This is a genomic window from Polynucleobacter nymphae (assembly GCF_018882155.1).
GTDB lineage: Bacteria > Pseudomonadota > Gammaproteobacteria > Burkholderiales > Burkholderiaceae > Polynucleobacter > Polynucleobacter nymphae.
Map to the genome: position 1 here is coordinate 1,273,112 of NZ_JACVPA010000001.1, position 15,154 is coordinate 1,288,265.

General features: G+C 42.3%; 20 protein-coding genes and 1 tRNA gene. 19 read left to right on the forward strand and 2 right to left on the reverse strand.

Annotated features, from left to right (window positions below):
• From ICN29_RS06580 to ICN29_RS06640, 13 genes are all read left to right on the forward strand, one after another.
• Positions 1 to 684, forward strand: a complete 684-nt coding sequence (locus ICN29_RS06580; protein WP_216130825.1) for a response regulator — start codon at positions 1 to 3, stop codon at positions 682 to 684.
• A gap of 125 nt (positions 685 to 809) precedes the next feature.
• A complete protein-coding gene (locus ICN29_RS06585) occupies positions 810 to 3,005 on the forward strand; it encodes an OsmC domain/YcaO domain-containing protein (protein WP_216130827.1) in 2,196 nt (731 codons plus the stop codon).
• A 46-nt stretch (positions 3,006 to 3,051) separates the two neighbouring features.
• Positions 3,052 to 3,127, forward strand: a tRNA-Phe gene (locus ICN29_RS06590).
• A 286-nt stretch (positions 3,128 to 3,413) separates the two neighbouring features.
• Positions 3,414 to 4,634, forward strand: coding sequence for a SorA family sulfite dehydrogenase catalytic subunit (gene sorA, locus ICN29_RS06595; protein WP_215366259.1), 1,221 nt, complete (start codon positions 3,414 to 3,416; stop codon positions 4,632 to 4,634).
• A 10-nt stretch (positions 4,635 to 4,644) separates the two neighbouring features.
• Positions 4,645 to 4,956: a SorB family sulfite dehydrogenase c-type cytochrome subunit gene (gene sorB, locus ICN29_RS06600; protein ID WP_215366256.1), complete on the forward strand. Its 312-nt coding sequence runs from the start codon at positions 4,645 to 4,647 to the stop codon at positions 4,954 to 4,956.
• Between the two features lie 225 nt (positions 4,957 to 5,181).
• Positions 5,182 to 5,535 (forward strand): hypothetical protein, encoded by a 354-nt coding sequence (locus tag ICN29_RS06605; RefSeq protein WP_216130830.1) that lies wholly within the window; start codon positions 5,182 to 5,184, stop codon positions 5,533 to 5,535.
• A gap of 82 nt (positions 5,536 to 5,617) precedes the next feature.
• Positions 5,618 to 6,109: a peptidoglycan-associated lipoprotein Pal gene (gene pal, locus ICN29_RS06610; RefSeq protein WP_216130833.1), complete on the forward strand. Its 492-nt coding sequence runs from the start codon at positions 5,618 to 5,620 to the stop codon at positions 6,107 to 6,109.
• Between the two features lie 17 nt (positions 6,110 to 6,126).
• Complete coding sequence (locus ICN29_RS06615) at positions 6,127 to 6,654, forward strand: hypothetical protein (protein WP_216130836.1); 528 nt, start codon at positions 6,127 to 6,129, stop codon at positions 6,652 to 6,654.
• Between the two features lie 12 nt (positions 6,655 to 6,666).
• Positions 6,667 to 6,975 (forward strand): hypothetical protein, encoded by a 309-nt coding sequence (locus ICN29_RS06620; RefSeq protein ID WP_216130839.1) that lies wholly within the window; start codon positions 6,667 to 6,669, stop codon positions 6,973 to 6,975.
• A 12-nt stretch (positions 6,976 to 6,987) separates the two neighbouring features.
• Complete coding sequence (locus tag ICN29_RS06625; RefSeq protein WP_216130842.1) at positions 6,988 to 7,230, forward strand: DUF2789 family protein; 243 nt, start codon at positions 6,988 to 6,990, stop codon at positions 7,228 to 7,230.
• A 10-nt stretch (positions 7,231 to 7,240) separates the two neighbouring features.
• On the forward strand, positions 7,241 to 8,161 hold the full coding sequence (locus tag ICN29_RS06630; RefSeq protein WP_216130845.1) for a formylglycine-generating enzyme family protein: 921 nt from the start codon (positions 7,241 to 7,243) through the stop codon (positions 8,159 to 8,161).
• 573 nt (positions 8,162 to 8,734) lie between these two features.
• Entirely contained in the window at positions 8,735 to 10,012 is a 1,278-nt protein-coding gene (gene phaZ / locus ICN29_RS06635) for a polyhydroxyalkanoate depolymerase (RefSeq protein WP_216130848.1), read from the forward strand.
• Positions 10,009 to 10,395, forward strand: coding sequence for a hypothetical protein (locus ICN29_RS06640; protein ID WP_216130851.1), 387 nt, complete (start codon positions 10,009 to 10,011; stop codon positions 10,393 to 10,395). The genes phaZ and ICN29_RS06640 overlap by 4 nt, the downstream gene beginning before the upstream one ends.
• Positions 10,396 to 10,439: 44 nt before the next feature.
• On the opposite strand, the gene ICN29_RS06645 is transcribed toward ICN29_RS06640, so the two are convergent.
• Complete coding sequence (locus ICN29_RS06645) at positions 10,440 to 10,634, reverse strand: hypothetical protein (RefSeq protein WP_216130854.1); 195 nt, start codon at positions 10,632 to 10,634, stop codon at positions 10,440 to 10,442.
• Between the two features lie 127 nt (positions 10,635 to 10,761).
• Positions 10,762 to 10,923 (reverse strand): hypothetical protein, encoded by a 162-nt coding sequence (locus ICN29_RS06650; protein ID WP_216130857.1) that lies wholly within the window; start codon positions 10,921 to 10,923, stop codon positions 10,762 to 10,764.
• A gap of 252 nt (positions 10,924 to 11,175) precedes the next feature.
• On the opposite strand from ICN29_RS06650, the gene ICN29_RS06655 reads away from it, so the two are divergent.
• From ICN29_RS06655 to ICN29_RS06680, 6 genes are all read left to right on the forward strand, one after another.
• The gene (locus ICN29_RS06655; RefSeq protein WP_216130859.1) at positions 11,176 to 11,352 is read left to right on the forward strand and encodes a hypothetical protein; all 177 of its coding nucleotides are present in this window, start codon (positions 11,176 to 11,178) and stop codon (positions 11,350 to 11,352) included.
• A 135-nt stretch (positions 11,353 to 11,487) separates the two neighbouring features.
• On the forward strand, positions 11,488 to 11,805 hold the full coding sequence (locus ICN29_RS06660) for a helix-turn-helix domain-containing protein (RefSeq protein WP_216130863.1): 318 nt from the start codon (positions 11,488 to 11,490) through the stop codon (positions 11,803 to 11,805).
• Positions 11,806 to 11,857: 52 nt separating this feature from the next.
• Positions 11,858 to 12,094 (forward strand): hypothetical protein, encoded by a 237-nt coding sequence (locus tag ICN29_RS06665; RefSeq protein WP_215282790.1) that lies wholly within the window; start codon positions 11,858 to 11,860, stop codon positions 12,092 to 12,094.
• Positions 12,095 to 12,101: 7 nt separating this feature from the next.
• Positions 12,102 to 13,136 (forward strand): helix-turn-helix domain-containing protein, encoded by a 1,035-nt coding sequence (locus ICN29_RS06670; RefSeq protein WP_215291308.1) that lies wholly within the window; start codon positions 12,102 to 12,104, stop codon positions 13,134 to 13,136.
• A 456-nt stretch (positions 13,137 to 13,592) separates the two neighbouring features.
• Positions 13,593 to 14,345, forward strand: coding sequence for a hypothetical protein (locus ICN29_RS06675; RefSeq protein WP_216130866.1), 753 nt, complete (start codon positions 13,593 to 13,595; stop codon positions 14,343 to 14,345).
• Between the two features lie 122 nt (positions 14,346 to 14,467).
• Entirely contained in the window at positions 14,468 to 15,151 is a 684-nt protein-coding gene (locus tag ICN29_RS06680) for a glutathione S-transferase family protein (protein WP_216130869.1), read from the forward strand.
• Positions 15,152 to 15,154: the final 3 nt, after the last annotated feature.

The following is a 15,154-nucleotide window of genomic DNA, read 5'->3' on the forward strand; positions in this document are numbered from 1 at the left end:
ATGGCTAGTATTTTGGTTGTTGATGACGAGATGGGAATTCGTGAGCTTCTCAATGAGATTCTGACGGATGAAGGCCATACCGTGTATGCAGCAGAGAGCGCTATTCAGGCTCGAACCATCCGCGAACAAATGCGCCCTGACCTTGTCTTGCTAGATATTTGGATGCCCGATACCGACGGCATTACATTGCTTAAAGAGTGGTCTAAAACAGGCCAACTCACTATGCCTGTTGTGATGATGTCTGGTCATGCAACAATCGATACGGCGGTTGAGGCTACCCGTATTGGCGCATTAAACTTTTTGGAAAAGCCTATTGCTCTACAAAAGCTGTTGAAGACAGTGAGCAAAGCGTTAGAGAGTTCGCCAAAATATGTTGAGCCCGAAGCGGAGAGGACCGCTCAGCCGAACACTCATCAGGCTGTCACCCCAAAGCCAACATCAAATGAACCAGCTCCAGCCCTGCTTGAGGATGAGTACATTAGCGGCATTGCAAAAACATACTTCGATTTGCCGTTAAGAGAGGCAAGAGATCTTTTTGAAAAGGCGTACTTTGAGCATCAAATGCAAATCATGGGCGGCAGTATGACTAAGATTTCTGAGTACACGGGCTTGGAGAGAACTCACTTGTATCGCAAACTTAAGGCTTTAGGAATCGATACATCTCGCAATAAGGGCGAACAATAAGAGCTACATTAAATAACTTGCCATTAGCAGCAAGTTATTTATTCTTTGCGCTAGTGTTTATTGGGTATCGATGCGCAGGATAATAGTGGCGATATCATTTTTCCATCATCTTCTGAACTATTCCCATGGAAATTAAGGTCAACTTTCTCGATAAGCTGCGTCTTGAAGCCAAATTCGACGACTTCACGGTAATTGCTGACCAGCCAATTCGCTATAAGGGCGATGGTTCAGCCCCGGGCCCCTTTGATTATTTCCTGGCCTCATCGGCCTTATGCGCAGCTTATTTTGTGAAGCTATATTGCGAGACTCGCAATATTTCTACTGAAAATATTCGGCTCTCACAAAATAATATTGTTGATCCTGAAAATCGCTATCAACAGATTTTTAAGATTCAAGTGGAATTGCCTGAGGATATTTCTGCAAGTGACCGTAAAGGTATTTTACGCGCTATCGAACGTTGTTCAGTTAAAAAAGTAGTGCAAGCCGGACCTGAGTTTGTCATTGAAGAAGTAAAAAACTTAGATGCAGATGCGCAGAGCTTGTTGACATTGAAATCAACTGCTGACGCTAGCACTTATATTATGGGTAAGGATCTACCGCTTGAGCAAACGATTTCCAATATGACTACTGTGTTGGCGAACCTGGGAATCAAGATTGAAATCGCCTCATGGCGCAACATTATTCCTAATGTATGGTCCTTACATATTCGTGATGCGCATTCACCGATGTGTTTTACGAACGGGAAGGGGTCAACAAAAGAAAGCGCCTTAGCATCAGCCTTAGGTGAGTATATCGAGCGACTGAGCAATAACCATTTTTATGCTGGTACGTTCTGGGGGGAAGATATTGCCAATTCTGCTTTTGTGCATTATCCAAATGAGCGATGGTTTAAGCCAGGCATCGACGATGCACTGCCGACAGAAATTTTGGATGAGCATTGCTTGAAAATTTTTAATCCCGATAATGAATTGCGCGGCTCACATCTCATTGATACCAATTCTGGTAATGTGGCACGTGGCATATGTTCATTGCCATACGTGCGACAGTCAGATGGTGAGACCATCTACTTCCCGTCTAATTTGGTTGAAAATCTTTACGTCAGTAATGGTATGAGTGCCGGGAATACATTGGCTGAGGCGCAGGTGCAATGTCTCTCAGAAATTTTTGAGCGCGCAGTCAAGCGTGAAATTCTCGAAGGTGAAATCGCTTTGCCAGATGTGCCGCAAGAAGTGCTTGAGAAGTATCCTAATATTTTGGCTGGCATTCGGGGCCTAGAAGAGCAAGGCTTTCCAGTATTGGTTAAAGATGCATCGCTAGGTGGTGTTTACCCGGTAATGTGCGTCACTTTGATGAATCCACGAACCGGTGGAGTCTTTGCATCGTTTGGTGCGCACCCAAGCTTAGAAGTTGCGCTGGAACGAAGTTTGACTGAGCTGCTGCAAGGGCGCAGCTTAGAGGGCCTAAATGATTTGCCCCCGCCTACTTTTGCAAGTGAGGCAGTGACTGAGCCAAATAATTTTGTTGAACACTTCATTGATTCGAGCGGGATTGTGTCGTGGCGCTTTTTCAGCGCAAAATCAGACTACGATTTTATGGAATGGGACTTCTCTGGCCTAGGCGAGAACTCCAATGCTCAAGAAGCGGCAACCTTATTTGGCATTCTTAAGGCTATGGGCAAAGAAGCTTACGTGGCGGTATACGATCAGCTAGGTGCGACCGCATGCAGAATTTTAGTGCCTGGCTATTCTGAGGTTTATCCGATAGAAGATCTGATTTGGGATAACACCAATAAGGCCCTGTTATTCCGAAATGATATTTTGAGTTTGAGCCTTTTAAGTGATGCAAGCCTCAGTGCGTTGCTTGAGCGCTTAGAGAATAACGAGCTAGATGAGTACGGTGATATTGCCACGTTGATTGGCATTGAGTTTGATGAGAACACCCCTTGGGGTCAGTTAACGGTTCTGGAGTTAAAGCTGCTGATCCAGTTAGCCTTAAAGCAATATGAAGATGCGCATGCGTTAGTGGGAGCCTTCCTTCAATATAACGACAACACAGTTGAGCGTAGGTTGTTTTATCAGGCTTTAGATGCCGTGTTGGAGATTTTGTTGGCAGATGACCTTGAGCTTGATGACTACATCATCAACTTTCGCAGGATATTTAGCGATGAGAGGATGGATGCAGTAATAGGATCAGTAGATGGCAGCGTTCGCTTCTACGGATTAACTCCAACAAGCCTAAAGCTGGAGGGGCTAGACCGGCACAGCCGCATGATTGATAGCTATAGAAAATTGCATGCAGCTCGGTCTAAGGCTGCAGCCTAGTTAATTTTCAAGCTAAAACACAGTTTCATCTATAATTCCCAGTCTTGGCCTGGTAGCTCAGTCGGTAGAGCAGAGGATTGAAAATCCTTGTGTCGGTGGTTCGATTCCGCCCCGGGCCACCAAGAATGACCAAAACCACCTTCGGGTGGTTTTTTCATTTGGGGCCTTGTAGGGTTAGGCGCCATTTGCCTTGGATATCCCCATCATGAGCTCTCCTTTAAAAGGGCAAGTCAATTAGACATCCCTGTGTTGGTCAAGCATCGGTTTAAGTGAGCCTGATCTAGGGTCGGTGCTCGCAATGTCTTTTAAAACAACATTTTTAATGCTCGATGAGGGTAATCACCAACGCATGCCTCTTTAAAAGTAGCTATTCTTACTTGAACCAAAAATACTATGGAGGAGACATCCATGAATTCAGAAAACTTTACCAATAGACGTAAAGTCATTACAGCGGCCTTGGCTGGTGGAGCCAGTTCTTTATTGCCATCTTGGGCAATGGGGGGAGAGAAAGCGAATTTACCAATAGCCTATGGTGAACGCGAGCTCATGGCCTTTCCTGAAAAGAAGCCCATGATTGTGTTGACCTCTAGGCCTCCTCAATTAGAGACTCCATTTAGGTATTACGACAATCATGTCATTACGCCAAATGATGAATTCTTTGTGCGTTATCACATGGCCGGCATTCCAACATCCATTGACCCCAATACTTATAGACTAAAAGTTGGTGGCAATGTAGAAAAGCCTTTAGAGATTTCTCTAGAGTCGTTAAAGAAAAACTTTCCATCTCAACGTATTGTTGCTGTTAATCAATGCTCTGGTAATAGCCGCGGTTTATTTGAACCTAGAGTTAATGGTGGGCAACTCGGTAATGGTGCGATGGGTAATGCCGCTTGGGTTGGCGTTGCCTTAAAAGATATTTTGAAGGCGGCTAATCCCGGCGGCGGAGCTAAGCAAGTAACTTTCAATGGCTTGGATCAGCCAATTCTCCCAAGCGATTCTGATTTTGTAAAAGGCCTAGATATTGATCACGCCATGGACGGCAATGTGATGGTTGCCTATCAAATGAATGGCACAGATATCCCATTCTTAAACGGCTATCCAATCAAGTTAATTGTTCCCGGCTACTACGGAACATATTGGGTTAAGCACCTTAGTGAAATTAAAGTGGTTGATGATGTATACAACGGCTATTGGATGAATCCTGCTTATCGCATTCCTGATAATGACTGTAACTGTGTTGCGCCTGGAACCGCACCTTCAAAAACGATTCCAATTAATCAATTTACGATTCGCTCATTCATTACGAACTTCACAGACAGTAGCGTTGTCGCTGTTGGTAAGCCGGTTCAAGCCCGAGGCATTGCCTTTGATGCGGGCTATGGAATAAAGAAAGTTTTGTTCTCGCAGGACAATGGACAAAATTGGACAGAGGCGAGATTGGGTCAAGACCTTGGACGTTTCTCATTTAGAGAGTGGCGCATTGAATTTACGCCAAAACAAAAAGGGATATTGGACTTAAGGGTCAGGGCATTTAATCATGCTGGCCAAGTTCAGCCCATGACTGCAAGCTGGATGCCGGCTGGCTATATGCGAAATATTGTTGAGACTGTAAAAGTCACAGCGGTTTAAGGAGAAGAATATGAAAAAAACTATCCTCCTTCTATCTGCTCTTGCTTTGGCACAAATGGCACAAGCTAAAACGATTGAGTTACCAGCTGATACTGTTTTATGGCGACCATCAGATTTGCCTGGCTATCAGCTGACTTTACAGAAATGTTCTACCTGCCACTCTGCCCACTATGCAGAATATCAACCGCCCAATACGGGAGTTGGCTATTGGAATGCTCAAGTTTTAAGGATGAAAAATGTATTTAAGGCGCCCATTACTGATGAGGAGGTTCCGGCGATTGTTGATTATCTTAATAAGACCTACGGGGCCAATAGAAAATAAGGTTCGGTATCTTCAGACCCTGGTAGATTTCGCCCCGGGCCACCAAGAATCTCAATAGCCCACTTGTTGGGCTATTTTCTTTTGGGTTGGTAGGGTTAGGTGCCATTAGTTTGGGATATCTCTATCAAGAGCTGTCCTTTAAAAGGACACGTCAATTATTGATCCTTGCGTTAGTCGATGTCGTTTTAAACGACAAATGTACTAATCGGGTATAGAATTTGATCCATGTTGCTTCGCAGTAAAACACTCGTTCTATTGATATGCCTCTTCTTGTTTGCATTTAAGGCGGCCGCTGGAAGTATTTTTATCCAGTCTGCAATTGAGCGGGCAGAATTCGCTAGTAGCTACAGTAATGCTTCAATGTCACAGCAAGCACACAATAGTTCTGACTCAGCTGATGACAAAGAGCAGGTTCATACCATGTATCTGATGAGTCATGTAACAGCAAATATTAGCGAAACCACCATTGCTGTTTTTGTTCCGCACATGACAAAGCATAAATTTGTTTTAACGAACGAATCTTTGTTTACGCAAAACTTCCCAGACTCAGCATTTAAACCGCCCAAAACTAACACCTAATTTTCTTAGGTAAGAGGCGCCTTTAGGTCGCCCTCTTTTTGTTAGTTGGCTATTGATATAGCCGCATTTGGGGAATTACACCATGTATAAGTTTTTAAAAGTATTACCTTTGGCAATCCTCGTTTTATTTGTCTCTGCCTGTAGTAGTGTGAAGCTAGATGATGCTAATGGCGTTGCTACTGTTAATGCTGGTAGCTCTTTATCGTACGATCCAATCAGCGATCCAAAGTCTAGCGTTTATGGCAAGCGTTCAATCTATTTTGAATTTGATAGCTATACATTAGATCCAAAATACGCCTCTACTATCTCTGCCCATGCTTCTTACTTAAAAGCTTTTCAAAAGCAAAAAGCTTCTGTGATTATCCAAGGTAATACTGATGACCGTGGAACTGCTGAGTACAACTTAGCCTTAGGCCAAAAACGATCTGAAGCCGTAAAGAAAGCTTTGATTGCGCAGGGCGTTAGCGAATCTCAGGTAGAGGCGGTGAGCTTTGGAAAAGAAAAGCCAGCAAATCCAGCTCAGACAGAAGCGGCATATAAAGAAAATCGCCGCGCTGATTTCGTGTATCGCTAAACTAAAAAGGCTTCTTAATGAAAAACATATTTAAACTCAGTTTGATGGGGATTATTTTCCTAGGCGGATGTGCGACTAATGTTGCGCCCAATAACCCAGTGCAAGTTGCAAAAACTCCATCTCCAATGACTGCACCAGCTCCAGCCCCAGTTCATTCTGGTCCTGTGGCTAAACGCCTTAATGACTGTATTGTTAAAAGCAACCAAGGTGCTGATGCTTTATTAGTCGATAGCCAGATCATTGCCGTTACAAGAGGCAACCCACACGCTAAGGCCCTCTTTAGCTCTCCTGATAAGTTAACGGATCAACAAGCTAGGGCATTGGCCAATTACTTGGTTGAAGCGAATTCTTGTCGCCCGATTGCGCTAGAGGGCTTGAGTCCTGAAATGACTTCGGTCTATCAAGAGTTCTTTAAAAAAATAGATGGGGTTTATGCAGATCTCATAGCCAAAAAGATCACTATTGGCGTTGCTAATCAAGAACGGCAACTATTGATTCAAGATGCTCACATGAAGCGTCTAGCCATCCAATCTAAAAAGAATTAGCGGAATTAATTTATGGCTAGATATAAATTTGTTTGTAGTTCCTGCAGGTTTGAATGCATTAGTGGCATAGGCAAAGAGGTTGGACTTCAATCATCTAAGGTAGTCATGGTCTGTAAATCTTGCGCCACTATCGATCCATATACAGTTGCTCATCCGGGCAGTATTAATACTGAAATTAGCATTTCGCCTGCTTGTACAAGTTGTCTTTCTAGTCAGCATTTGGCAGAGTGGGATGGGCTGACTTGCCCGCATTGCCAAATGAAGATGCGAGCTATAGGTGGAGATGTAGATGCTGAGAAGGGACGTTTCAAATACTGGTAAAGGAGAATTCCGATGAGTGTGAATAATAGAACTTTGGAAGAGCTTTTTGAGCAGTTAGGGTTGTCATCGCAAAAAATTCACATGGAGCGATTTATAGAAAGACATCAACTAAAGCCCGGATCCGTTCTTGCGGAGGCTATTTATTGGGCGGCAGATCAAAAAGCTTTTTTGATTGAGGCAAAAGAAGCAAATTCGGAATGGTCAGAGGCTGTAGATCCATTGGCTAATCTGCTTATAAAAAAGTCATCTATTTGATATCTCAAAGATGAAGACCTTGCAAAATAGTATTGCTATGCGTTTTGCTTATATTCCTGCCGGAAGTTTCTTAATGGGCAGTAATGAAACGGAAAATTCATTAAGACAAGGTTTTCCTCAATATGAATTAACTCGGCTGTCTGAATTTCATGATGAAAGCCTACTACACAAGGTAATCATTACTAAGCCATTTTGGATGGGTCAGCATCCCGTCACTATTAAGCAGTTTGAATTGTTTTTGACTAACTCCGGGTATATGCCTGAATCGATCCGAGATGGTACTGGTGGATATGGATTTAATCCACTTGAAACCCATTTAAAGACTATTGATGACGAAGTCTTTGAAGGTCGTAATAATCAGTATGCATGGCATAAAACAGGATTTACTCAAGAAGAGGATTTTCCAGTAGTGAACATTACTTGGAATGACGCTAATGCTATGGCCAGATGGTTAAGTGAGAAAGAGGGCAAAAGGTATCGACTCCCAACCGAAGCCGAGTGGGAATATGCCTGCAGAGCTGGGACGGATAGCAGATATTTTACTGGCGACAATCCCAATACACTTGGCTCATATGCCAAAGTGTTTGATTTAGATACTGCAAGGATTTGGCCGCAGTGGCAACGTTATGCCCTTGACTATCACAGTCATTATGAATTTGCCGCTCCCGTTGGTAGTTTTCTCCCGAACCCATTTGGTTTATATGACATGATCGGAAACGTATGGGAATGGTGCTCTGATTGGTATGCTGAAAACTATTATCAATATTCTCCAACCATTGATCCACAGGGGCCCAATGAGGGTGAGGCGAAAGTCAGGCGCGGCGGCTCATGGCACACATGGCCTTTGTATTGCAGATCTTCTTTTAGAAATGTGAATACACCAGACTCAAGATATATATTGCAAGGTATGCGTTTAGTGTTGGAGGAATGAAACGTCCTTTAAAAGGATGCTTCATGTGTGGGGCACCCCGAACACAACAAGCACATCACATCCTTGTGTCAGTCGAATCCTCACTACGCCACCAAACTTTCTCGTTATCCTTGCGTGGGTCAAAATAACTCAACCAAATCAGTCGCATACAAACACCCAAGAAAGTTTTGTGCACAAAGTTTGTCTATGGTGGGGTGAACCTTTTGAGATCTAGCGGGAGTTTAGTCTGGGGGACAGAGTTGAAAATCCTTGTGTCGGTGGTTCGATTCCGCCCCGGGCCACCAAGAATTCTCAAAACATTAGAGTTGGCCCATAGAATCTCTAGTGTTAGCCGCGGTCTGGCACCATTTCCCCTTGGTTTTCCAAATTCTCCCTGACTAGAGGCGTCCTTTAAAAGGACAGTTTATGAAGTAGGGATTTGTTATCCCTGTGCCAGTCAAGCGTCGCTTAAATCGACGCTTATCTAGGGTTAGTGCTTGGAATGTCGTTTTAAACGACATTAAATAGCTCGTAATCAAGTTGTCATATCTCAGGATAACTATAAGGGTTCAAACTCTTGGTTAAGGGATGGGCATGCTATACCTTTTGCAAAACACAATTGCTTCCAGTATTCGACCAATGCGTCAATCTCTTAGGATTGTGCGGGCTACTTTAAATAGTGCGGCCAACCCATTTATTAATACTGAACTCCATAAATCCAATCTAGCTTGGTTAGATGTTATTGAGCAACTATCTGGCGCCCATCTAAAGCCAGAGTGGGATATCCATGAAACAGTTGTGAATGAAGAGCAGGTTGAGGTTATAGATGAAATTGTACTCAAGCGAACTTATTGTCAATTAGTGCACTTCAAAAAAGTAGCCACAAAATTACATCAACCAAAACTTCTCATTGTTGCTCCCTATTCGGGGCACTTTGCCACCCTTTTGCGAGGTACCGTTGAGGCAATGCTACCAGACCATGATGTTTACATTACTGATTGGTTAGATTGCAAGAACATTCCTACCAATCAAGATCGCTTTAATCTAAATGATTTTATAGACTACTTAATTGATTTCTTGCATTTCTTAGGCCCTAAGACCCATGTGTTAGCTGTGTGTCAGCCTACCGTTGCCGCTCTTGCAACCACTGCCATCATGTCTGATTGGGGTGATCGCTGTCAGCCATGCTCATTAATGCTGATCGCTGGACCGATTGATACTAGAGTAAATCCAACCAAGGTTAATGAGTTTGCAAAATCTCACGATCTAGAGTGGTTTGAGAAAAATTTGATTCAACCTGTTCCACCACCATTTTTAGGCATGGGCAGAAGAGTTTATCCAGGCTTTTTACAGCTCAATAGTTTTATGGCCATGAATTCTGATCGTCATGCCATGTCTATTGATGCGATGCATGAGGCATTGGTTCGAGGTAATGAAGAAGAGGCTCACCGTCGTAAGGCTTTTTATGATGAATATCTCTCGGTGATGGATTTAACTGAGGAGTTTTACTTGCAAACTATTAAAGAAGTCTTTCAAGACCACTCTTTGCCTCAAGGAAAGATGATGAGCCGTTGGCACCAGGTGGATACCAAACATATTCGTAAAAGCTATTTGATGGTCATAGAAGGTGAAGAGGACGATATTTGTGGGGTTGGTCAAACGAAGGCGGCGTTTGATATCACGCCAAATTTACCTGAAAGACATAAACGCTACGAGTTGATTCAAGGAGTAGGGCATTACGGTACTTTTAATGGCGGAGTCTTCCGGCGCTCTATTGCACCAATGATTACCCAATTTATTCAAGATGCTGAAAAGCACCATGAAGTAACAGTTTTACCTTCCCAAGTAACTACAACAGGAGACCAATCATGACCTTAAACCATTTTGGTGGATCAGGACAGACATCAGGGCAAATGAACCCCATGAAAACTATGGAGGGATTTTATAGTTTGCTGATGCCTATTTGGGCTGTGACGAGCAATTCTTTCGAAAATCATAAAAAATTACACGAAGAATTAATTGAGTTAATGCAAGTGGCCAATGAGCGGGTTACTGACAGAGTAGTTGAAGCGGTAGATCATAGTAAGCCTAATGAATTCATGGCCGCTATGACTATTGCCTGTCAAGCGTTTGGACAAACGAATCTAACCATTTATAACGCTATGGCTGAGCAACATCATCAATTTATGGACAGCTTCTTTCAGCTAATGGATAAAGGGCATCAGCAGATTTATAAAGATGCCAGTCAGATATAAAAAGTTGTAAGGACATGTGCTGATCCTTACAACTGCAATACAAACTATCCCTCATCCCTTACAGCGATCCGTCCTTGAGCGTCAAGATCAGACTCATCCACCTCCAAGGAATCATCTTCAATGACTGTTGCGTCCTCTAAATGCTCGATATATTCTCGAATGGCATAGTAAGGCGCAACATGGACATGATCATCATCTTGATGATCCCAGACTTTGTAACGAAAGACGGTTAACTTCATTTAGTGTTTTCCTAAATTAAGCTCATGAACCTAGGCGGTGATTAATATAGCGACTGGCGTAGGCTTTACGAGCTTCAACCCAAGCCAAAGCCGCTTTAATGAACAGGCGTTTTAGTTTTTTCATGATTTATAGCCCCCTAGAATTGGTGTAGTGATACAGGTAGTCACGAGTAAGTTGCTCTACCTGCTGATGGCTATTAGGGTTGCGGCTATTGATGTACTGCTCTAAATCGTTGCCTTTAGTCAGGTTGCCAAAGACTTGATTTAAGAGACTCAATAATTGTGTCATTTAAGGCTCCTATGGTTAAAAATACTAGGGTTATTACCTAGTTAGTATGGGCCTTATTGATGAATACTGCATGACAGCAAAATAACTTTTTAGATTAAAAGACCTTAAGTTCATGACTAAAATAACTATTTGTCGTCAATTGGTCATAAAACCCTAAAATTCCGCAAAACCAATCAAAAGCACACAAACCTTGGTTGAAGATCTCCCTAAATTTCAATCAAAAACTCAATTTCAACAAGAAAAGGCTTCAAGATGAGCGGATTAAAAGAGGCTATAGAGAAACTAAGGCAGACTGGGTCTATTGGACTGGAAGACTTTAGAAATCTCAAGATGAAAGATGTTGAACACCTCACCGAAGAAATCAAACAGTGGTGTCTTTATGGCAATGGCAAGCCTGAGAAATTGGGTAAGAAACATAAAGAGCATTAAGTCAAAAATGTTATTTAGAGAACAAAACTATTTCACATTCGAGCAATCTTCAATGTCGTTTAAAACGACATAATTTGTCATGCCTGTGTCATAAACCACTTATAAATTTGAGCCTATTCTTTATTTTGGTTCATTGTGTCTCTAATCGACATTCGCTCAGCCAAGCAAATTGGTAAATTATTGAGAAGCTCTCGTGAATCTCAGAGAGCTAATCTTCAAAACATATCTAAACAATGTGGGCTTAGCGTTGCCCAGTTAGTTCATATCGAGAATGGCAATCTTTTTGCTTTTGAGAGTAACTTAGAAAAAATCTTGAGTTATTCCAATGTTTATGCTCAGGCATTAAATATCGACATCAATACTCTTAGCGAAGCTCAATCAATGGCGCCAACAAGAGATGTCGAAGCTCTATTAGATCGTCATATACCCAGCTTTTTAATCAAGCGTTCCTAGTTGTCTAAATTTAATGTGGCTCAGACCAGTCTTAAATAAAGATTAATTTGTTATGTATTGGAAGATCCGTTTTAGGGTTAATAAATCAGCTGATAGCCCGATTTCAACAATTCGCATAGATTCTGACACATTAAGAGATGCCTGCTTGGACGTTCTCAGCATATATCGCAATGCAACCATCTTAAGTTATCAAGAAGATGGTGGTGAGGTTAAAGCTTTTGATTTGTCAGATATTGGTGCTAAGACCTACCCAATAGATCCCCTGATATTTTCAGCCGCCAAGGAATGAGAAGTGTATGGCCATTCCAAATATTCTAGGAAAGAATTTTAAAAAAGCTAGAGAGGCACAAGGGCTATCTTTTTCCGAATTAGCAAGTAAGGCCACTCTTTCGCAAAATCAAATTGAACAAATAGAAAATGGTGGCAATAAGAGTTTTTATACGGCGGCAATCAAATTTCAAAGTGCCAAAAAGGTTGCCAAGATATTAGGACTTTCAGATGAAGAGGCTTTTGAAAAGAAAAAAACTAATGACAGCCAACAAATTCCATTTCATTTTCCAGAGACAGCAAAAACAGAATTAATTGAGGACCCCAAAACTGAGTTAGAGCAACCCCCCAAAATCGTTTCTCTTTCTAACGCCGAGCCAAAAAAAGCCTCAAAATTAAAAAAAGAAATGAGTGCGGAATTAGAAAAAGTAAGCTCTATTACTACCCATCTAGAAGAAGTCATTGCTACAGCTAAAACGGATAATGATAAGAATCGGCAAAAGACGATCTCATATTCCAAATTTCTTATATATCTTGGTAGTGCTGTAGCTTTAGTCTTTGTGGTTGTTCAATACAATCATCACTCTAAAGAGACAAAGATCTATCCCTCGGCTACTTCAGCTTTACCAATAGAGCCTTCAGAGCCAAATCAGGTTGAAGATATTAAAGATGCTGAGGAAGTAGAAGTAACCAAGGCGTCACCCTCAGAAGCTATTGCTCCAAAAGAATTACCAAAGCCAACAGCTAAAGCGGTCACCACGATTGCAGAGTGTTCGGGATTGTTTTCTAACCCTGAAAAACATACCCCCACTATAGCAAGCAAGATTGGCAATCAAGTCTATGTACAAAGTAAATCTGAAGCCTCAATATGTTTTGAAGACGCAGACGGTAATCAGCAAAAAAGAGATTTAGCTCAAAATGCTGGTGCCAGTTTTTATGGAAAAGCCCCATTTAAGTTGGCTTCAAATAACCTTGACCAATTTGATATTTTTTACCAAGGATATAAGGTCAAAGCAGATTTATCTAAAAAGGCGATAACACTTGTGGAGCGAAGTGTCGATTAAATAGACGCTGAATAAACTGTCCTTTTAAAGGACACTTCATGTAGCGGTGGCGAGCACTCCAAGGATGTTCCATCCCTGCGCCAGTCAACCCTCATGACCGACGCATTAACTACCGCACTCCTTGTGTCGGTCAAATACCTCTTCCAAATCAACCCCATACAAAGGGCATGTTGATTTTGTGAACAAAGTTTTCACATGGTGGGAGAACCAGATGATTGAAAAGCGAAATCGGTCTAGCTGAACGGGTTGAAAATCCTTGTGTCGGTGGTTCGATTCCGCCCCGGGCCACCAAGAATCTCAATAGCCCACTTGTTGGGCTATTTTCTTTTTGGGCTTGGACCCTCCTAGTCTCAGATATTCCCATCATGAACCGTCCTTTAAAAGGACAAACTAAGTAGACGTCCCTGCGTCAGTTGATGTCGTTTAAAACGACAAGTTTTTTGTTAGTATTTGATTATGAAAAAACTAATCATTTCAGTCTTGGCGGTTTTATCGCCATTTTTATGTGCTTATGCCCAGACCGATAACGGTGCTAAAGACTATTTAATAGAAACAGCCAAATATAAGAATGGTGATGTGGCTCCATATGCCCTCACTACTACAGGCGTAGCTAATCCAAAATATGTGGTGATCTTAATGCCGGGCGGCAATGGGATACTCTCCCCGAAAGCATCATCTGATGGACAGGGCGTATTTTTCTTCACGAATGATAATTTTGCGATTCGTATTCGAAATCTTATCGCTGATAATGAATTCGTCACAGCAGAAACAGACTCAACTGTTTCTATAAGCTCAATAGAGCGGGTCGAGTCGATTGTGGCCGATCTTCAAAATAGATACCCTAAAGCAAAAATTTATTTTTTGAGCACAAGTAAAGGCTCTATCTCTATTCAAGAATTATCAAAGGCAATGGATGGAAAGGTTGCGGGATTTATTAATACATCCTCTCTCTCAAGAGTTAATCGAGAGTTAGATACGCGAGGTCTGAAAAGTCGGTATTTACTGGCTCATCACAAGTTTGATGGCTGTAAGACCACTGGTTATGATGGGGCCCAATTTAACCATGAGACATATGGCACCGAATTGATCACTATGAATGGCGGCACAACGGCTGGAAATGAGTGTGGCCCAATGTCCCATCATGGTTTCTTGGGCGTTGAAAGTGAAACAGTGGCAAAGATTAAAGCGTGGATTAAAGGAGAAAAGTAGGGTTAGGCATCCTAGGCCCTGGTCGACTCCGCTCCGGGCAACCAAGCATCTCAATAGCCCACTTGCTGGGCTATTTTCATATGTGGGTATTATTAAACATACCCATTTCTAGGAATAAAAAAATGCTCAAGCTCTACTACCACCCATCGCCTAATCCAGCAAAAGTAGCTTTGTATTTAGAAGAGACTAATACGCCTTACGAAATTATTGTGACGGATACCCGTAAGGGCGATCAACACAAACCAGAATTTAGAGCAATCAATCCCAATGGAAAGACGCCTGCTTTAGTCGATGGCGACATTAAGGTGTTTGATAGCAATGCCATCATGCTTTACTTGGGCGAGAAGATTGGCAAGTTTATGCCAGCAAATACGCCACAAGCACATGCTGAGCTGTATTCATGGCTCATGTTTGTTGCTACTGGTATTGGCCCTTATTGTGGTCAAGCTGTTCATTTCAAGCACTTTGCTCCAGAGCCAAAAGAATATGCTGTTAATCGCTATGACTTTGAAGCATGGCGTCATTGGTTGTTAATTGAAGAGCGCTTATCTAAACAGCCTTACATGCTTAATGACTACAGCATCGTAGACATGTCTGTTTGGGGCTGGGCTAGGGTGATTCCTTTTGTATTGGGCGAAGGTGCTTGGGTGAGGCTACCTAGTGTTAAGCGCCTATTAGATGAAATCAACGCTAAGCCAAGTGCTCAGGCTGTGGAGGCGATTAAGACTAAGTACACCTTCAAGACTGAGGTGGATGAAGATTCTAGAAAGAATCTCTTTCCAAGCAATGAGCGACTCAAGAAATAAAAT